The organism is Anaerococcus hydrogenalis (genome assembly GCF_002871895.1).
In the GTDB taxonomy this organism is placed as follows: domain Bacteria; phylum Bacillota; class Clostridia; order Tissierellales; family Peptoniphilaceae; genus Anaerococcus; species Anaerococcus hydrogenalis.
The window spans coordinates 72810-91225 of record NZ_PNHP01000004.1 but is presented as its reverse complement, the minus strand read 5'-3'; the positions used below and the strand labels follow the sequence as shown (position 1 = coordinate 91225).

At 31.8% G+C, this 18416-nt stretch carries 18 protein-coding genes; 14 read left to right on the top strand and 4 right to left on the bottom strand.

The window, feature by feature from the left end; all coding sequences use genetic code 11:
- Positions 1-2 precede the first annotated feature (2 nt).
- From mreB to CJ192_RS06625, 10 genes are all read left to right on the top strand, one after another.
- A complete protein-coding gene (gene mreB, locus CJ192_RS06670) occupies positions 3-1052 on the top strand; it encodes a rod shape-determining protein (RefSeq protein WP_004814873.1) in 1050 nt (349 codons plus the stop codon).
- Positions 1052-1741, top strand: a complete 690-nt coding sequence (gene gpmA, locus CJ192_RS06665; protein WP_102198239.1) for a 2,3-diphosphoglycerate-dependent phosphoglycerate mutase — start codon at positions 1052-1054, stop codon at positions 1739-1741. The genes mreB and gpmA overlap by 1 nt, the downstream gene beginning before the upstream one ends.
- A 76-nt stretch (positions 1742-1817) precedes the next feature.
- The gene (locus tag CJ192_RS06660; RefSeq protein WP_102198238.1) at positions 1818-2678 is read left to right on the top strand and encodes a DegV family protein; all 861 of its coding nucleotides are present in this window, start codon (positions 1818-1820) and stop codon (positions 2676-2678) included.
- 476 nt (positions 2679-3154) lie between these two features.
- Positions 3155-4141 carry a 2-keto-3-deoxygluconate permease gene (locus CJ192_RS06655; protein ID WP_058989631.1) on the top strand — a complete coding sequence of 329 codons (987 nt, stop codon included), beginning with the start codon at positions 3155-3157 and terminating at the stop codon, positions 4139-4141.
- A gap of 15 nt (positions 4142-4156) precedes the next feature.
- The gene (locus CJ192_RS06650; protein ID WP_102198237.1) at positions 4157-4450 is read left to right on the top strand and encodes a UxaA family hydrolase; all 294 of its coding nucleotides are present in this window, start codon (positions 4157-4159) and stop codon (positions 4448-4450) included.
- Positions 4451-4463: 13 nt separating this feature from the next.
- Positions 4464-5636, top strand: coding sequence for a UxaA family hydrolase (locus CJ192_RS06645; RefSeq protein WP_102198236.1), 1173 nt, complete (start codon positions 4464-4466; stop codon positions 5634-5636).
- Between the two features lie 43 nt (positions 5637-5679).
- A complete protein-coding gene (locus CJ192_RS06640; protein ID WP_102198235.1) occupies positions 5680-6579 on the top strand; it encodes a dihydrodipicolinate synthase family protein in 900 nt (299 codons plus the stop codon).
- A gap of 35 nt (positions 6580-6614) precedes the next feature.
- On the top strand, positions 6615-7403 hold the full coding sequence (locus tag CJ192_RS06635) for an IclR family transcriptional regulator (protein ID WP_102198234.1): 789 nt from the start codon (positions 6615-6617) through the stop codon (positions 7401-7403).
- A complete protein-coding gene (locus tag CJ192_RS06630) occupies positions 7403-8257 on the top strand; it encodes a fumarylacetoacetate hydrolase family protein (RefSeq protein ID WP_102198233.1) in 855 nt (284 codons plus the stop codon). Before CJ192_RS06635 ends, CJ192_RS06630 begins: the two co-directional genes overlap by 1 nt.
- 87 nt (positions 8258-8344) lie before the next feature.
- Positions 8345-9709 (top strand): DUF438 domain-containing protein, encoded by a 1365-nt coding sequence (locus CJ192_RS06625; RefSeq protein WP_102198232.1) that lies wholly within the window; start codon positions 8345-8347, stop codon positions 9707-9709.
- A gap of 44 nt (positions 9710-9753) precedes the next feature.
- On the opposite strand, the gene CJ192_RS06620 is transcribed toward CJ192_RS06625, so the two are convergent.
- Positions 9754-10311 carry a helix-turn-helix domain-containing protein gene (locus CJ192_RS06620; RefSeq protein ID WP_102198231.1) on the bottom strand — a complete coding sequence of 186 codons (558 nt, stop codon included), beginning with the start codon at positions 10309-10311 and terminating at the stop codon, positions 9754-9756.
- Positions 10312-10473: 162 nt separating this feature from the next.
- On the opposite strand from CJ192_RS06620, the gene dsdA reads away from it, so the two are divergent.
- Positions 10474-11793: a D-serine ammonia-lyase gene (dsdA, locus tag CJ192_RS06615; protein WP_102198230.1), complete on the top strand. Its 1320-nt coding sequence runs from the start codon at positions 10474-10476 to the stop codon at positions 11791-11793.
- Between the two features lie 83 nt (positions 11794-11876).
- On the opposite strand, the gene CJ192_RS06610 is transcribed toward dsdA, so the two are convergent.
- Genes CJ192_RS06610 through panD form a run of 3 tightly spaced genes read right to left on the bottom strand, consistent with a single transcriptional unit; the run spans position 11877 to position 14117 of the window.
- A complete protein-coding gene (locus CJ192_RS06610; protein WP_102198229.1) occupies positions 11877-12833 on the bottom strand; it encodes a bile acid:sodium symporter family protein in 957 nt (318 codons plus the stop codon).
- 2 nt (positions 12834-12835) lie between these two features.
- Positions 12836-13675, bottom strand: a complete 840-nt coding sequence (gene panC, locus CJ192_RS06605) for a pantoate--beta-alanine ligase (protein ID WP_102198228.1) — start codon at positions 13673-13675, stop codon at positions 12836-12838.
- A gap of 58 nt (positions 13676-13733) precedes the next feature.
- A complete protein-coding gene (gene panD / locus CJ192_RS06600; protein ID WP_102198227.1) occupies positions 13734-14117 on the bottom strand; it encodes an aspartate 1-decarboxylase in 384 nt (127 codons plus the stop codon).
- Between the two features lie 424 nt (positions 14118-14541).
- Between panD and CJ192_RS06595 the strand changes: the two genes are divergently transcribed.
- The 3 genes from CJ192_RS06595 to CJ192_RS06585 are packed head-to-tail and all read left to right on the top strand — an operon-like array spanning position 14542 to position 18355.
- Positions 14542-15045 (top strand): NADH-quinone oxidoreductase subunit NuoE family protein, encoded by a 504-nt coding sequence (locus CJ192_RS06595; protein WP_102198226.1) that lies wholly within the window; start codon positions 14542-14544, stop codon positions 15043-15045.
- The gene (locus CJ192_RS06590; RefSeq protein WP_102198225.1) at positions 15032-16612 is read left to right on the top strand and encodes an NADH-ubiquinone oxidoreductase-F iron-sulfur binding region domain-containing protein; all 1581 of its coding nucleotides are present in this window, start codon (positions 15032-15034) and stop codon (positions 16610-16612) included. The genes CJ192_RS06595 and CJ192_RS06590 overlap by 14 nt, the downstream gene beginning before the upstream one ends.
- Before the next feature lie 9 nt (positions 16613-16621).
- Positions 16622-18355: an NADH-dependent [FeFe] hydrogenase, group A6 gene (locus tag CJ192_RS06585; RefSeq protein WP_102198224.1), complete on the top strand. Its 1734-nt coding sequence runs from the start codon at positions 16622-16624 to the stop codon at positions 18353-18355.
- The last annotated feature ends 61 nt before the right edge of the window (positions 18356-18416 follow it).

The following is an 18416-nucleotide window of genomic DNA, read 5'->3' as shown; positions in this document are numbered from 1 at the left end:
CCATGTCAAGGTTTAGAAAAAGTGTTGCAATAGATTTAGGAACAGCCTCAGTCCTAGTTTTCGTCGAAGATAAGGGAATTTGTTTAGAAGAACCTTCAGTTATAGCAAAAGACACTCTTACTGGAAAAATACTTTCAGTTGGAAAGGATGCCAAAAAAATATTGGGCAGAACTCCTGGGAATGTAGTAGCTTTAAAGCCATTAAAAGATGGAGTTATCGCTGACTTTAAAGCAACAGAAGAGATGTTAAAATATTTTTTAAAAAAATCTATGGATAAGTCCTTTTTCAAACCAGATCTTTTGATTTGTGTGCCAAGTAAGGCGACTCAAATTGAAAAAAGAGCTGTCCTTCAAGCAGCAGAAAACGCTGGGGCCCACAGAGTTTATTTGATAGACGAACCCCTTGCAGCAGCAATTGGTGCGGATATAGATATTACAGATGAAAAGGGAAATATGGTTATAGATATTGGAGGGGGGACTTCTGATATTGCTGTAGTTTCTATGGGACAAATCGTAACAAGTGATTCAATAGAAATTTCTGGTGATACTTTTGATAATGATATAAAAGATCATATTAGAAAAAGATACAGGATGCTAATTGGTGAATCTAGTGCTGAAATGATAAAAATTAAGGCCCAAGAAGTAGACTTTACAGACTCTATTGAAGTTGTAGGAAGACTTATAGAAGATGGACTTCCATCAAGAATTTACATCCCAGTAGGAGAAATTTATGCTTGCCTTCTTCCTTCAATTGATAAAATTATAAATGGAATTAAAAATGTTTTGGAACAAACACCACCAGAGCTTGCTGCAGATTTGTACGAAAGAGGTATATTCTTAACAGGTGGCGGAGCGCTTACACTAGGTCTTTCAAAAAGAATAAAGGAAAGATTGCAAATTGGTGTAAAAATTGCAGAAGAACCTAGGGAATGTGTAATAAAGGGAACTGCGAATGCCCTCACATGGATTGATAACATTGATGAAGAAAAGAATGAGTCAATGAAAGCCAAGCAAAAACAACTTGAAAAAAAGGAAAAAATGAGGAGAAGATAATGACAAAAAAATTAGTTTTCGTAAGACACGGACAAAGCGAATGGAACCTTGCCAACAAATTTACTGGTTGGGTAGATGTTGATTTATCAGAAAAAGGAGTAGAAGAAGCAAAAGAAGCTGGAAGAAAAATAAAAGAAGCTGGAATTAAATTTGATGTTGCTTATACATCAATTTTAAAAAGAGCTATCAAAACTTGTAACTTTGCCTTAGAATATTCTGATCAATTATTTGTTCCACAAGTAAAATCATGGAGATTAAATGAACGTCACTATGGAGCACTTCAAGGCTTAAACAAAAAAGAAACAGCAGAAAAATATGGAGATGAACAAGTTCATATTTGGAGAAGATCATATGATACACTTCCACCAGCATTATCAGACGAAGATGCAAAGGCACAAGCAAGCCAAGATAGGTTTAAAGAATTTCCAAAAGAAATAATCCCAGTAGCTGAAAACTTAAAAGTAACACTTGAAAGATGTCTTCCATTTTATACAGACAATATTGCAAAAGACTTATTAGATGGAAAAACAGTTTTAGTTGCAGCTCACGGAAATTCCCTAAGAGCTATGGCAAAACACTTAGAAAAAATATCTGATGACGATATAATGGACTTAGAAATTCCAACAGGAAAACCACTAGTTTACGAATTAGATGATGAGCTAAATGTAGTAGAAAAATATTATTTATAAAAAATAAAAAAAGACAAGGGCCTTGAAACTTTTTGTTTTGAGGCTCTTTTTTTAAATATTATCATTGAGGAATAAAATGGAAAAAATAAAAATAATAGTTGATTCGGGAAACTCTATTAGTCTTGAAGAAGCAAAAAAATATAATATTGGAGTAATTTCCTTCAAAATTCATTTTGGGGATAAAACATACACAGACCAAGTTGATATAGAAAATGAAGAATTTTTTGATAAACTTGGAAAAAGTGAAGAAAAAGTGACCACTTCAATTCCAGGAGTTGGAGAATTTACAGAAATGTTGGAAAAATATATAGACGAAGGATATAATAAAATTCTTTGTTTTTCAATAGGATCATCACTTTCTGGCATGAATAACATGATGAATTTGGCCAAAGACCATATAGAAAAAGATGTGACAATAGATGTAATAGATACGAAAATAGCCTCCCTTCCCCTTTATTTTATAGCAACAAAAGCAGCCCAAGGTGCAATAGATGGAAAAAATTATGATCAAATCTATAAACAGGCCCTAGCAGATGTAGAAAAAGCAAATATATTTGTAAGGGCAGATAGTCTTGACTACCTTGTAAAAGGAGGTAGACTACCAAAATCAATTGGGAAAGTAGCAAACCTAATAAATTTTACCCCGATTTTTACAATGAAAGACGGGGAAATTAAAATTGCCAAAAAAGTAATAGGCAAGAAAAAATCTTTCAAAGAAATGGCAAAACTTGTAAAGAAAAAAATTAAAGATAGAAAAGAGTACGTGCTAGCAATAGGCGGCGGATCAAGCTTTGAAGAAATAAAAATAATGAAAGAATTATTAAAAGATGAAATAAAAAATGCAAAACTATTCAAAGAAATGCCAGTCCCACCAGTATTTGGAGTCCACCTAGGACCCAAATCTTTACTTGTAAGTGTTGTTGATTGTGAATATTAAAAAGTAAAACAAGCGAAAATATCGCTTGTTTTTTTAGTTGAATAAACAAAATTTGATAAATTTAAATTTGAAATTTAAATATAAAAAAATAATAAGACAAAATAAGGCAGAAAAAATGAATTAAAATCCTTGACATCGATTTCAAAGTGAGTTATATTATAAATATAAGACGTATATACATATAAAAACGCAAATACGAACAGATTTAAAAAGGCCAATTTAAATTTGAGATGGAGGGAGATACTGAGCATACTTGCATAAAATATTATGACTTACCAAAAATTTATAATATTAGAAAGTTAGAAAAGTAGTTATACTTATATATGAAAAAAATATTTAAATTAATAAGGAATGTAAAAATAATTCCATATAAGTAAACAAGGAGCAATATTTACTGTACAGAAGATTTGAAAAATTTTACTAAGTAACAAAATGTTTGTCTTTATGTAAAATCAATATAATAATAGGAGATAATTATGATTTTAAAATTTTTAAAAAAAGTCCCTGCGGGAATGATGATAGTGCCAATGTTTCTATCTGCTCTTATAAATACATTTTTCCCAGATATGTTACAAATAGGGTCATTTACAACAGCTGTTTTTACTAGCGCAGGAACGGCAGCTGTTCTAGGTGTTCAATTAGTTTGTATGGGAGCTCAATTGAGGGTTAAAGAATTAGCTGAAGTAGTAAGAAGAGGTGGCGTGTTACTTTTATCTAAATATGTTATTGGAGCTATAATAGGAATAATTGTAGGAAAAGCTTTTGGTATGGTAGGTATATTTGGGCTTACAACTCTTGCAATAATAAGTGCAATAACAAATTCTAATGGTTCAATGTATTTGGCATTAAATGTAGAATATGGTGATGAAGTTGATCAAACAGCAATGAGTTTATTAGCAATTAATGATGGTCCATTTTTAACATTGGTTACCTTAGGAGCTAGTGGCTTAGCACAAATTCCTATAACATCTTTAATAGCGGTAATAGTTCCTATAATTTTTGGAATGATAATTGGAAATATAGATAAGAAAATGAGTGAATTTTTAGAACCAGGTATAGGATTACTTTTACCATTTGTTGGTATTACTTTAGGTGCTGGAATAGATGTAAAAGGAATAGTTGCTGGAGGAGCTCCTGGAATACTGTTGGGTATAATCACAGTTTGTATTAGTGGGCCATTTGTGGTTTTGTGTGATAGGATTTTCAATAAAAGACCTGGCTATGCAGGTTGGGCTGTTTCATCAACTGCAGGAAATGCTATTGCTGTACCTGCAGTAGTAGCATCAATTGATGCAAGTTGGGCACCATATGTTACAGCAGCGACAACTCAAGTTGCGGCATCTACAGTTATGACAGCTATATTAATACCTATAATAACAGCTTGGTGGGCAAAAAAATACGGATGCCCTAAATATCCACTACAAGGACAAGACTTTAGCAAAAAAGATTGGAAAGCAAAATAAGACTAGGAGAATGATATGATAAATTCTGTAATTATAAATGATAAAGATAATGTAATCGTAGCAATTGAACCTATAAAAAAAGATGATGTCGTTGAGTATAAAGATTTGGACGGAGAAATAAAAAGTTTAAAGGCTTTGGATGATATTAAAATTTATCATAAAATAGCAATTAAAAATATAAAAATTGAACACCCTGTAATAAAATATGGAGAGCATATAGGATTTGCTATAAAAGAAATAAAAATAGGCGAACACGTTCATGATCATAATACTGAAGGTCGTCGTGAAGATCTTGAGGCTATAGAATAAAAGGAGAAATAAAATGACAAAAACTTTTTGGGGATATAAAAGAAGCGATGGAAGAGTTGGAATTAGAAATCATATTTTAGTTTTACCATGTTCAGTATGTGCATCTGATACAACTAGAATAATTGCAAGTCAAGTTAGAGAAGCTGTTACTTTTAATATGCAGTTGGGCTGTTCTCAATTGGGCAAAGATTTTGAGTATACCCTTGATACATTGGCAGGATTTGCTGCAAATCCTAATATTTATGCTACTGTTTTAGTTTCTTTGGGTTGTGAGAATGCTCAATTAAATTTGGTTAAAAAGGAAATTGAAAAAAGAACAAATAAGCCAATGGAATCTGTAATAATCCAAGAAGAAGGTGGAACATTAAAAGCTATAGAAAAAGCTACAAGATATGCAAAAGAATTTGCGGCACAAGCTTCTATGCTAAGAAGAGAAGAAGTTCCAATTTCTGAACTTATTATGGGAACAGAATGTGGAGGATCAGATCCTACAAGTGGTTTGGCATCAAATGTTTTAATTGGAAATTTATCAGACAAAATGGTTGAAAATGGCGGTACAACTGTTTTAAGTGAAACAACAGAATTTATAGGAGCTGAGCATATTTTGGCAAGAAGAGCTAAAAATGATGAAGTTAAAAAAAGAATTTATGATATAGTTCATAGATTTGAAGATCACATAATAAAAAATACAGGAGAAGAAGTAAGAGAAGGAAACCCATCTCCTGGAAATAAAGAGGGTGGATTGACAACTTTAGAAGAAAAATCACTAGGATGTATTCATAAAGGTGGAACTACAACCGTTAATGGTGTTTATGATTATTCAAAACAATTAGAAACAAAAGAAGGTCTAGTAATAATGGATACTCCAGGAAATGATCCATCATCTGTTGCTGGAATGATTGCAGGTGGATGTCAAATAGTTGTATTTTCTACAGGTAGAGGAACACCTACAGGAAATCCTATAGCTCCAGTTGTAAAAATAACTGGAAATAGAGAAACTGCAAAGACTATGTCAGATAACTTGGATTGGGATGCAAGTCCAACTATATACGGAGAAAAAACAATGGAAGAATTGGCGGATGAATATTTTGACGAAATGATTGATTTCTGTAATGGTAAATTGACTAAGGCAGAAACTTTGGGATATACTGAACTTGCTATTCAAAGAGGAGCTAATTTCGTTTAAAATAAAAATTTTAGGAGATTAGAATATATTTTAGGAGGAATTTATGTGTGAAATAATAGTGCCAGTTGTTACGGTTTTTGATGAGAATGAAAAGCCAGATTTTGAGGAGAATAAGAAAGTTATTGATTTTCTTGTTGATGGTGGGGTTGATGGTATTCTTGTACTTGGTAGTACTGGGGAATTTACCGTACTTGATTATGAAGATAAGTTGCAATTTGCAAAAGATTATTATGATTATACAAATGGTAGAGTGGATTTGTATTTTGGTAGTAATTGTCCATCATTTGAGGATACAGTTAAGCTTAGTAATGAGGCTATAAAAATCGGTTACAAAGGAGTTATGGTTATTGGACCATATTATTTTGGAACTGATGATGAGAAAATGTTCATTTATTATAATGAATTGGCTAAAAAAGTTGATGGAGATATTTATATTTATAATTTCCCAGCAAGAAGTGGATATTCAATTTCTGGAGATACTTATGCTAAATTAGTAAATGAAAATAATAATATTGTTGGCTTGAAAGATTCTGTTATGGATCCTCTCCATACTAATAGGCTTTTAAGAAGTACAGAAGGTAAAAACACAAAAGTTTATTCAGGCTTTGATGATCAATTTTTGTACAATTTAACTACAGGTGGAGCTGGTTGTATTGGAGCATTAGCTAATTTAGTTCCTGATTTATGGGCTGATTTAATTAAAGCTACAAAAGAGAAAAATTTTGATAAAGTTTATAAATTATCAACTCTAATTCACAAATTGATGCCTTTATATGACCTTGATAGTAATTTTTCACACTTATTCAAAAGATTGATGGGAGTAAGAGGAGTTGATATTTCATCAAAATCAATTTTCCCTTATAATCAATTATCAGAAGATATTTATGAAAAGGGTAGAAAAATTTTGGAAGATGTAGTTCAAGAATACGAACAAATAAAATAGTTGTGTTATAATAGACCATGAGAGGTGAGGTCATCATGGTTGAAAAATTACACAATCCAACATTAAGGGTTGTAAGAATTCTTGAGTTAGTAAATAATTATGAGAATGGGATTTCATTAATAGATATATCAAAAAAACTGGCTATACCAAAAAGCACATTAAGTCCAATTTTAAAAACCTTGGAAAAAACTGATTTTCTAGAAAAAAATGATAAAGGATGCTATGTAGCATCCTTTAAACTTTTTCAGTTGGGCTTATCATATTCTGGACAACTTGATTGTTTATCTACAATTATAAAACAAATGGAAATAGTTGTAGATAGGATAGGAGAAATTGTACAATTTGGTGTTTTGGATGAATACATGGTTTTTTATTTAGGAAAAGTCAATGCGAGTGATAATATAGAAATTGTAAGTTCAGTTGGAAAAAAAATACCTGCTATAAATACTGGTTTGGGCAAAGCTTTGTTGTCAGGTTTTAGCGATCAAGAAATAATTGAAAAATACAAAAATTATGATTTTGTAAAATATACGGAAAATTCTATAGGCAGTGTAGATGAGTTAATAGAAGACATACATAAGGTGAGAGAGCTTGGATATGCAGTTGAAAATCAAGAATTTACAATGAATACATCTTGCGTAGCCGTTCCAATTAGAGAAAGTGGAAAAATAAAGGCAGCAATGTCAGCTACTTATCCTATATTTAGAAAGACAGAAAATACAGAAAAAGAAATAGCAGAAGTTCTTTTGGAACAAAAAGAGATTTTAGAAGATATAATAAAAATTCAAAATTTGAATTTGGATTTTGCAGATAGGGGACTATAGTGAAAGTTTTTTATGTAGAAATAGAAAATCATAAAAAAATTTTAATTGAAGAAAAAGAAAAAGTATATTTGTTAGAAAGTTTGGGATATAATTTTAAAGACATAAATGATCTTATAGCATCCGGTATTGATTTATTAAAACTTGATTTATCAAATGCAAAAGAGGTCAAAAAAAATTATAAAATTTTAAGTCCAATAGAATATCCAAAACAAGATATAATTTGTATAGGTATGAATTATACAGACCACAAATATGAGGTAGAGCTTGTTTCCAAAAAAGATTTTACCAAAGACGTTGATACAATTTATTTTTCAAAAAGGGCTAATAAGGTTTTAGGAAATGATGATATAATTGTCTTAAATAAAAAAATTACTTCACGCCTTGATTATGAAATTGAGTTAGGGATAATTATTGGAAAAGATTGTAAAAATGTAAAAGCAGATGAGGCTAAAAATTATATATTTGGTTTTACTATTTTTAATGATCTTTCAGCAAGAGACCTTCAAACAAAATACAAACAATGGTATTATGGAAAAAGTTTTGATGGTTCATCTGTAATGGGACCTTGTATTTTGTTAAATGATGGAAGTTTTGATTATAATAATTTAAGGCTTAGAACAAAAATAAATGGGGAAACAAGGCAAGAAAATTCTACAAAAAATATGATTTTATCAGTTGATAGAATGATTGAAAATTTGTCGGAAGCTATGACCTTAAAAAAAGGCACTATCATAGCAACAGGTACTCCATCTGGTGTTGGAATGGCCTTTGATCCTCCTAGATTTTTGAAAAATTATGATGAAATTGAAATGGAAATTGAAAAAATTGGTGTTTTAAAAAATATAGTAGGATAAGAGATTAAAAAGCAAGATATTTCTTGCTTTTTTTATGTAAATAATAGACATTATCAATTGCCGAGTATAATAATAGTGGAGGGTATTATGACTAAAAAAATTGATATTAATAAGGCTATTTATGATTTAGTTAATCATGATGATAAATTAAAAAAAGATCTTATAGGTCTTGGTTTTAAAAATCTTTCCAACCCTCTTATGCTCAAAACTATGGGCAAAAAAATGTCTATTAGACGCGGGGCAAAGATGGTTGGAATTGATAATGTTGAGAAAAAATTAGAAGATTTGGGTTATGAAATTGTTAACTCTTATGATGATTTAGAGGTTAAAAATAGAAGAGAACTCATTAAATCTTATGTAAAAAGATTGTCAGAAGGGGAAGATCTTGAAAGTGTTAGAAAGGATTTTGTAAAAAATTTCGAAAATGTTTCATCTTCTGAAATTATGGATGCTGAAGAGGCTCTTCTTGAAGGAGGAGTTGATAGGTCTGATGTTCAAAGGCTTTGCGATGTTCATTCTTCACTTTTTCATGGAAAAACTGAAAGTGAAGGAGGAAAGGATTTGAAATTAATAAATATTTCTGGCCATCCTCTTAGGTTTTTCTTTTTGGAAAATGAAGAAATTAAAAAGCTAATAGATTTAGGAGAAGATAGGAAAGATTTGGAAGAAATTAAGGATATTTCCAATAAAATTACTTCCCATTATAGGAAAAAGGGAGACTTGATTTATCCTTTGCTAAAGGAAAATTATAATAAGCCAGGTCCATCTGAAATTATGTGGGGAGTTGATATTGAAATTTCTAAAAATTTCAAAAAAGCTTTCAAAAAATCTGATTTTGATGAGGTCAAAAAGGTATTTGAAAGAGCAAGGGAGATGACTTATAAGGAAGAAAATATCTTATATCCCTTGATGGAAGATGTGATTTCTAATGAAGATTTTTTGGGACTTTATGAGGATTTGAAAGCCTATCCTGATGATATTATTGAAAAAGAGATTTGGGATGAGGGAGAAAATTTTAAAGATGAAACAAATTCTGAGGATGGATATATTAATTTTTCTAAAGGAAAGGTGAAAGTTAATGAGCTTGAGGCCCTTCTTGATACTTTAGAAATTGAGATAACTTTCGTAGATAAAAATGATATAAATGCTTACTATAATGACATAAAGGGTGAAAAAATTTTCAAAAGGGCGAAGACATCCTTGGGAAGGGAAGTTTATTCATGCCATCCACCCCAAGTTGAACCAATCGTAAGAAGGCTTATTGGTGAATTTAAAGAAGGAAGTAAGGATAAATTTCAAATTATAAAAAATATAAAGGGCCACGACCACGCAGTGACCTATTATGCAGTTAGGGATAAAAACGAAAATTATTTAGGAGTTTTGGAAACTGTCCAAGATCTTTCTTTCTACAAATCTTATCTAGAAATTTGGGATAAGGCTAAGAAGAAATAGAAAAAAAAGACCTTTAATCTTTTAAATAGATTAAAGGTTTTTTTTTAAAAAATAGGTGGGCTAATTGCAAATATGATTGCACAGTCGCTTTTTGTTGGGTTTTTCCACTTATGCTTGACTTTTTTTGGGATTCTAACCGAATCTCCTTTATTAAGTTTTATAGATTTATTCTCTAAAACAAGGTCGATTTTTCCCAAAGTACAGACTGCAACTTCTTCACCATTATGAAAATTAAAATCATCAGAATTGTATTGGAAAGCGGAAAGCTTCATTTCACAAAGTTGAATTTCACCTTTCATATCAGGACTTAATAAATCATAACTCAACTGGTATTTGGAACCTTTGCCTCCACTTGTTATACAGATTCTATCATCTTTTTTAACAAGCATGGGACGGTCTATATCTTCTTCTATAAACAAAGTAAACATAGGAACTTCCAAATATTTTGAAATTAATTTTAAAGTATTAAGGGAGGGGTTTGCCTTTCCACTTTCAATTTGGCTTAACATTGAAGGAGAGACATCTATTTTTTCTGCTAAATTTTTGAGGGATAAATTTTTTGAAATTCTAAAATTTTTGATATTTTTGCCTAGCTTATTCATTTTGACCACCTTTTCTGCTTTACTTTCTTTTATTAAATATTATTATACCATAGATATATAATAAAACATGATTTTTCGCTAAATTATTGACAAGGTTTTTACAAATGATAAACTTAATGTAAGTAAATACTATTTAATATAATTTAATAAGTGGAGAATAAAATGGATATTAGTAAATTTATTGAAAAAGAACCAGTTTTAAAAAATGTTGCGGATCAAAAGGAGACAGTTTGGATTAATAAGAAGAAAAAAACAGGCCAAGCTGTTTGGGAAAACTTTCCTTTTGATGAAAATAATATCAAAGATGCCGAGGACAGATTAAAAAGGTTTGCTCCTTTATTAATGGAATATTTTGATGATACTAAACAAACAAATGGAATTATTGAATCACCTCTTAAAAAAATTCCTAATATGGAAAAAGTTTTAAAGGAAAAAACTTCTCTTGAGGGAAATTTATATTTAAAAATGGATTCTCACTTGGCTGTTGCTGGATCAATTAAAGCCAGAGGTGGAATTTATGAAGTTTTATACCATGCTGAAAAGCTAGCAATGGAAGCTGGAATGCTAAAAGAAGATGATGATTATAGAATTTTGGCAAGTGATAAGTTTAGGGGATTTTTCTCAAAACATACAATCCAAGTTGGATCTACAGGAAATCTTGGCCTATCTATTGGAATTAGTTCAGCAACTTTAGGTTTTAAAGTTATTGTTCACATGTCAAATGATGCCAAACAATGGAAAAAAGATTTATTAAGATCAAAGGGCGCTGAGGTTGTAGAATATGATGGAGATTTTACAAAGGCAGTTGAGCTTGGTAGAAAAAAATCTGACGAAAATCCAAATTCTTATTTTGTTGATGACGAAAATTCTTCTATATTATTTTTGGGCTATGCAGTTGCTGCAAATAGAATTAAAAAACAAATAGAAGATCAAGGAATAAAAGTTGACAAAGACCATCCAGCATTTTTCTATCTTCCATGTGGAGTAGGTGGATCACCAGGTGGAGTTTCTTTCGGCTTAAAGAAAGTTTTTGGAGATTCTTGCCATATCTTCTATATTGAACCAACTCATGCTCCATGTATGTTAATTGGAATGGCTACAGGACTTAACGGAGATATATCTGTTCAAGATTTTGGAATTGATGGGAAAACAGAAGCGGATGGACTTGCTGTTGGAAGACCATCAGATTTTGTTGGAAAAGTTATGGAACCAATAATTTCTGGAATTTTCACAATGAATGACAACAAATTGTTTGATTATATGAGAGATTTAAATGACAGCGAAGGCATAAGAATTGAACCTTCAGCTTGCTCTGCTTTTGAAGGACCAGCAAAATTATTTGAATATGAAGCCAGTAGAAAATATTTAGAAGAAAATAATTTATTAGAAATTAAAGAAAATATAAATCATTTTTCATGGGCGACAGGAGGAAGACTTGTGCCAGATGAAATAATGGAAGAATATTTAAAAGTTCACCTATAATTCGGTTGCTATAGTTATTAGATTTTTTATTTTTAATTTTAAAAAAAATAAAAGATGAGGAGAAATTTCCTCATCTATTTTTTTTATTTTTCCCTAGCAAGGGCAATCTCTTTTACATCTTTTCTTCTAATTGATGCAAATATTGAGCCTGATATGTTGTGCCAGATTGAAAAAATTGCTCCAGGAAGTGTTGCTAGTGGGTTTAGGGCGAAATTTGCTGTTGCAAGTTGGATGGCAAGGCCTGAGTTTTGCATGCCGACTTCGATTGATAGGGCAGTTTGTTTGTCGTAATCCATTTTAAATAATTTGGAAACTCCAAGTCCCAACAAAAGTCCCAAAGCATTGTGGATCATTACTATCAATAATACGATTAATCCTGATTTGGCAATTTTTTCTGAGTTTGCTCCGATTATTCCTGAAATTATTAAAATAATTGCAAGGGATGATATTAGTGGGAAAATTGATTTTGATTTTTCCATTTTTTCGGGGCTTAATTTTTTTGCGAAAATTCCCATCAAAACTGGTATTAAAACTACTGTAACAACTGATTTAAACATGGCGAGTATTGATACTTCAACCCATCTTCCTGCCAAAAGATATACCAAAAATGGTGTTACAAGTGGGGCGAGGAGGGTAGATAAAATTGTCATTGAAACTGACAATGAAACATTTCCTCCAGCTATGTGGGTTATTACATTTGATGCAGTTCCTCCAGGGCGTGACCCAACAAGGATAACTCCTAAAGCAATATCTCTATTTACATTAAAACCAAGAGCCAAAATCCAAGCTATTAGTGGCATAATTGTAAATTGTGCCAAGGATCCTATAAAAATATCCCTAGGATTTTTCAAAATTTTCTTAAAGGCATCGGCCTCGATTGATGTTCCCATTCCAAACATGGCAAGGGCAAGAAAAATAGTAGTGTAATTTGTCATCCAAGAAAAATAATCTGGGACAAAATAGGCTACGACAGAAAATATTACAATAATTAAACCGATATTTTGAGTTATTTTATCTGAAATTTTTGAAAATTTTTCCATGTTTATACCTCATAGATAAAATTATCGATTAACCTTGTTTTTCCAATGTAAACTGCTATGGCTACCAAGGTGTCTTTGTCAAAATTTTCTACATCTTCTATTGTTTCAAGGTCTACGGCACTGATGTAGTCGATTTTTGCAATTTTTTCTGATGAAATTATTTCTTCCATTTTTTCCAAAACTTCTTTTACGCTTGCTCCATTATTTGCCATTTTTTCTCCCTCAAAAATTGCTTTTGAAAGACAAAGTGCTGCTTTTCTTTCGTCAGTTGAAAGATAAGTATTTCTAGAAGACATAGCAAGGCCGTCTTCTTCTCTTACGATAGGGCAAGCAACAATTTCAACTGGGATATTTAAATCAAAAACCAATTTTTTGATTATCGCAAGTTGTTGGGCGTCTTTTTGTCCGAAATATGCCCTGTTTGGGCCTACAATATTAAATAATTTTGTACAAACCGTACAAACTCCCCTGAAATGTCCCTCTCTTCTTGCACCACACAAATTATCAGAAAGCCCTTCAATATCAACAAAGGCTTTTTTGTCATGATACATCTCGCTTGGCTCAGGATTAAAAATAAAATCTGCTTCCAAATCTTCGCACAATTTACTGTCAGCATTTATATCTCTAGGATAAGCCTCCAAATCTTCGTTTGGTCCAAATTGGATTGGATTTACAAAATCAGAAACAACAACTATGTCATTTTCTGAAACTGCTTTTTTAATTAGGCTTGCATGGCCCTTATGCAAAAATCCCATGGTTGGAACAAGGCCTATGGATTTGCCCTCTTTTTTGAAATCTTTTAAAATTTCTCTCAATTCATCAATTTTTTTGATAACTTTCATTTTCTTCTCCTCTAAAAAAATATTTAGAGATAGCCTATTACACCACTAAAAAAATTATTTATGATAACTTCCCGTGTTTTTCGTAAGATGAAATTTTACTAATCTTATTTTTATCGTCTACAAAAACAACCTTTGGCCTATAATTTTCCAAATCTTTCTCATTATATGAGGCATAAGCCATAATAATTACCATATCACCCTTAGAACAAAGTCTAGCAGCAGCTCCATTTAAACAAATAATCCCGCTATCTTTTTCTCCGGCTATAGTATAAGTTTCAAGTCTTTGACCGTTATTAATATTTACAACTTGTACTTTCTGATACTCTCTAATTCCAGAAGCTTCAAGCAAAGCCTCATCGACTGTGATTGATCCTACATAGTTAAGTTCAGCTTGAGTTACAGTTGCCCTATGAATTTTTCCTTCTAACATTTCTATATTCATAAAATCTCCTAAAAAAAATAAGCAAGGAAAAAAGTTTATATAAAAAAACCAAAATCCTTGCGTAAGTAACAAATTATTTTGAGTCTCATTAGATATATAAGCTCATTTTTTAAAAAAATTATAATGGTGTAAAAGAGTATAGTTTTAAAAACTTAAATACTATCTCTACAAGTATTATAAGGTATAATTATAAAATTAACAATTTTTAAAAAATCATATAAGCTAAATAAAACGTTTTGCAAAAAAAGCCTACTTAGTTAATAAATTATTTTAATTTAAGAATTGCTAAAAATTTGTTATAATTTAATAAAGATATTAGATAAGAGAAATAAATTTATTAAAAAAGAAAAATTTTTTTATAAGTTATGATTACGTTTTCACAAAACAAAATCTTATCTTAAAATAAAAATATAAAGGAGGGACTATGAGTTTTTGTTACAATTTGGACAAGGACAAGTTTGATGAATTTTGTGAATTTTTGGATGAAAATATTGGCAAAAAAGGTGCAGTAATGCCCGTTTTACAAAAGTGTCAAAATTTATTTTCCTATATTCCAGAACCTATAGTAGACTTGATGGCTTTGAAGCTTGGGGTTTCATCTAGTGAGATTTATGGGGTTGCAACTTTTTATTCGCAATTTTCCCTAAAACCAAAAGGAGAGCATGAAATTTGTGTTTGCCTAGGTACAGCTTGTTATGTAAAAGGAAGCGATAAGATCTTAAAATCATTGTCAGATGAACTTGGAATTGAAGTTGGAGATACAACAGAAGATGGAAAAATTTCCCTAGCAGAAGCAAGATGTATTGGTCAATGTGGAATTGCACCTGTAGTAAGCATCGATGGAAATCTTGATATTGGAAATTTATCAAGTGCCGATGTTCACAAAATTATTTTAAAAGCTAAGGAGATGGACCATGAACAAGGATAAATTATTAGCTATTAAGGAAAAATCTCTAGAAGAATTAAAAAATCGCCTAGACTATGAAAAAGTATATGAAGACAGTGAGGGAAATTTAAAATTAAAAGGAAAATTTTACCAAAATCAAACGAGATTGGTTTTGAAAAATTGTGGAATAATTGACCCAAACAATATAGACGAATACATAAGCCAAGATGGATATTTTGCCCTAAACAAGGCGATTTTCGATCTTGATAGAAAAGAAATAATTGACATAATAAAAGATTCTGGCCTAAGAGGAAGAGGGGGAGCAGGATTTCCAACAGGAAGAAAATGGGAGGCTGCTTTTAAGCAAGATACAGACACAAAATACATAATTTGTAATGCAGACGAGGGAGATCCAGGTGCTTTTATGGATAGGTCTGTTTTGGAATTTGACCCTCATTCAGTTTTGGAAGCTATGGCAATTTGTGCCAGGGCTATTGGATCAAAACAAGGATATATTTATGTAAGGGCAGAATACCCAAAAGCTGTAAAATCTTTGCAAAATGCAATTAAACAAGCAAGAGCATATAATCTTTTGGGAGAAAATATAATGGGATCAGATTTTTCTTTTGACATAGATTTAAGACTTGGGGCAGGGGCCTTTGTTTGTGGAGAAGGAACAGCCTTAATGGAATCAATAGAAGGCAAAAGAGGAATGCCTAGAAATAAAGAATTTAGGACAACAGTCAAGGGACTTTGGGGAAAACCTACAGTAATAAATAACGTAGAAACCTTTGCAAATGTTGCTCAAATTATCAACAAGGGTTCTTCTTGGTTTAGGTCATTTGGAACAGAAAAATCTCCTGGAACAAAAGTATTTGCCCTAGTTGGAAAAGTAAAAGAATCAGGACTTGTTGAAGTTGAAATGGGAACAAGCATAAAGAAAATCGTCTATGACATAGGTCTTGGAATTCAAAACGACAAAAAGGCAAAGGCAGTTCAAACAGGAGGACCTTCCGGTGGATGTATCCCAACAAAATTATTTGATACAGCCTGCGACTTTGAATCCTTAAAAGAAATTGGATCCATAATGGGATCAGGTGGAATGGTTGTAATGGATGAAGATGATTGCATGGTCGACGTTGCAAGATTTTTCCTAGAATTTTCAGTAGACGAATCTTGTGGAAAATGTACCCCATGCAGGATTGGAAACAAAAGATTATTTGAAATGCTTGACGATTTGACCAAGGGAAAGGCGAATGAAGAAACTTTGGAAAAATTAGAAGAATTATCAAAAATAGTTTCAGAAACATCCCTTTGCGGATTAGGCCAATCAAGCCCAAACCCAATAATTTCTACCATGTACTATTTTAAAGATGAATACCAAGCCCACGTTGGAGAAAATAAAACTTGCCCAGCAAAAAGATGTAGGTCACTTTTATCATATTTAATTGGAGAAAAATGTATAGGATGTGGTAAATGTAAAATGCTTTGTCCAGTGGGAGCCATAAGTGGTGAAAAAAGAAACAGGCATGAAATTGACCATGACAAGTGTATAAAATGTGGTCAATGTATGGAAAATTGCCCAATTGAGGCAATAGCCTTAGTTTAGGAGGTTTTCATGATTAATTTAACAATAAATGGAAAAAATGTAGAAGTTTCTGAAGCTACAACTGTCCTTGATGCAGCAAGAAGTTTAAATATAAATATACCAACCCTTTGCCATATGGACCTTCACGATATAAAATTCGTAAACAAATTGGCATCTTGTAGGGTTTGTTTAGTAGAAGATTTGGATAAGGGAAAATTTATTCCCTCATGTGCAACCTTTGTAAAAGAAGGAATGAATATAAGAACAGATAGCCAAGAAGTAATAAAGGCAAGAAGAACCATAGTAGAACTACTCTTATCAGACCACCCAAACGATTGTTTAAAATGTGCAAAAAATTTAAATTGCCAACTGCAAAAATTAGCCCATGATTTAAATATTAGGGAAATAAAATATACAGGAGAAATGAGAAATCTCCCAATAGATGATAACTCCTATTCTCTAGTAAGAGATCCAAACAAATGTATACTTTGTAGAAGATGTGAAACCATGTGTAATACTGTCCAAACAGTAGGGGCCTTGGCAGAAGTTGGAAGAGGATTTAACACCCATGTCGGATCAACTTTTAATAGGTCCATGTTTGAAACAACCTGCACATTTTGTGGCCAATGTTTGTCAGTTTGTCCAACAGGAGCTTTGACAGAAAAATCAAATATAAAAGAAGTTTGGAAACTATTAGAATCCGATAAGCACCTAATAGTCCAAGTAGCTCCTGCAGTAAGGGTTGCCCTTGGAGAAATGTTTGGAAGAAAACCAGGTGAATCTGTAGAAGGAGAGATGGTAACAGCCTTAAGAAATTTAGGATTTGACAAAGTATTTGATACAAACTTTGCAGCAGACTTAACCATAATGGAAGAAGCAAATGAATTTGTTCAAAGACTAAACGGAAAAGGAAAACTACCAATTCTTACATCCTGCTGTCCGGGCTGGGTAAACTTTATGGAACAACAATTCTCAGACCTAATAGACATACCATCATCATGCAAAAGTCCACACGAAATGTTTGGGGCAATAGCCAAAACTTACTATGCAGAAAAAATTGGCAAAAAACCAGAGGACATAAAAGTAGTATCAATTATGCCTTGTATATCCAAAAAATATGAAGCAAAAAGAGACGAGCTTGAAAACGAAGGATATTCAGACGTAGACATAGTACTTACAACCAGAGAGCTTGGAGCTATGATAAAAGAAGCAGGAATAGACTTTAACAAGCTAGAAAAATCTGACTTTGATAATCCAATGGGAGAATCAACAGGAGCTGGAGATATATTTGGGACAAGTGGTGGAGTAATAGAAGCAACCATAAGAACAGCCTACGACACCATAACAGGAGAAGAATTAGAAAAAGTAGAATTTGAAGATTTAAGAGGACTAAAGGGAATAAAGCAAGCAAAAGTTGATATAAATGGTCGAGAAATAAAAATAGCAGTAGCAAACGGACTTGGAAACACAAGAAAATTATTAGAAAAATTAAGAAATAAAGAAATAGACCTAGACGCTATAGAAGTAATGGCATGCCCAGGAGGCTGTATAGGAGGAGGAGGCCAACCTTACCACAATGGAAAAATATCCATATTAAAAGAAAGATCAAAGGGCCTTTACCAAATAGATAAAAACAAAGAACTAAGAAAATCCTACCAAAACCCATACATCAAAAAACTTTATCAAGAATACTTGGGAGAAGTAGGAAGCGAAAAAGCAAAAGAATTACTACACACAAGCTATAAGGCTAGGCCTAAGTTGTAAGAAAATCGGCTGTTGCATAAGTATGATTGTTCATAATTTTGCAACAGCTTTTTTGTATTTA

Bases quoted from the DNA above. Each gene is read 5' to 3' on its own strand.
- mreB (WP_004814873.1), top strand. From the start codon at position 3: ATGTCAAGGTTTAGAAAAAGTGTTGCAATAGATTTAGGAACAGCCTCA.
- gpmA (WP_102198239.1), top strand. From the start codon at position 1,052: ATGACAAAAAAATTAGTTTTCGTAAGACACGGACAAAGCGAATGGAAC.
- CJ192_RS06660 (WP_102198238.1), top strand. From the start codon at position 1,818: ATGGAAAAAATAAAAATAATAGTTGATTCGGGAAACTCTATTAGTCTT.
- CJ192_RS06655 (WP_058989631.1), top strand. From the start codon at position 3,155: ATGATTTTAAAATTTTTAAAAAAAGTCCCTGCGGGAATGATGATAGTG.
- CJ192_RS06650 (WP_102198237.1), top strand. From the start codon at position 4,157: ATGATAAATTCTGTAATTATAAATGATAAAGATAATGTAATCGTAGCA.
- CJ192_RS06645 (WP_102198236.1), top strand. From the start codon at position 4,464: ATGACAAAAACTTTTTGGGGATATAAAAGAAGCGATGGAAGAGTTGGA.
- CJ192_RS06640 (WP_102198235.1), top strand. From the start codon at position 5,680: ATGTGTGAAATAATAGTGCCAGTTGTTACGGTTTTTGATGAGAATGAA.
- CJ192_RS06635 (WP_102198234.1), top strand. From the start codon at position 6,615: ATGGTTGAAAAATTACACAATCCAACATTAAGGGTTGTAAGAATTCTT.
- CJ192_RS06625 (WP_102198232.1), top strand. From the start codon at position 8,345: ATGACTAAAAAAATTGATATTAATAAGGCTATTTATGATTTAGTTAAT.
- CJ192_RS06620 (WP_102198231.1), bottom strand. From the start codon at position 10,311: ATGAATAAGCTAGGCAAAAATATCAAAAATTTTAGAATTTCAAAAAAT.
- dsdA (WP_102198230.1), top strand. From the start codon at position 10,474: ATGGATATTAGTAAATTTATTGAAAAAGAACCAGTTTTAAAAAATGTT.
- CJ192_RS06610 (WP_102198229.1), bottom strand. From the start codon at position 12,833: ATGGAAAAATTTTCAAAAATTTCAGATAAAATAACTCAAAATATCGGT.
- panC (WP_102198228.1), bottom strand. From the start codon at position 13,675: ATGAAAGTTATCAAAAAAATTGATGAATTGAGAGAAATTTTAAAAGAT.
- panD (WP_102198227.1), bottom strand. From the start codon at position 14,117: ATGAATATAGAAATGTTAGAAGGAAAAATTCATAGGGCAACTGTAACT.
- CJ192_RS06595 (WP_102198226.1), top strand. From the start codon at position 14,542: ATGAGTTTTTGTTACAATTTGGACAAGGACAAGTTTGATGAATTTTGT.
- CJ192_RS06590 (WP_102198225.1), top strand. From the start codon at position 15,032: ATGAACAAGGATAAATTATTAGCTATTAAGGAAAAATCTCTAGAAGAA.
- CJ192_RS06585 (WP_102198224.1), top strand. From the start codon at position 16,622: ATGATTAATTTAACAATAAATGGAAAAAATGTAGAAGTTTCTGAAGCT.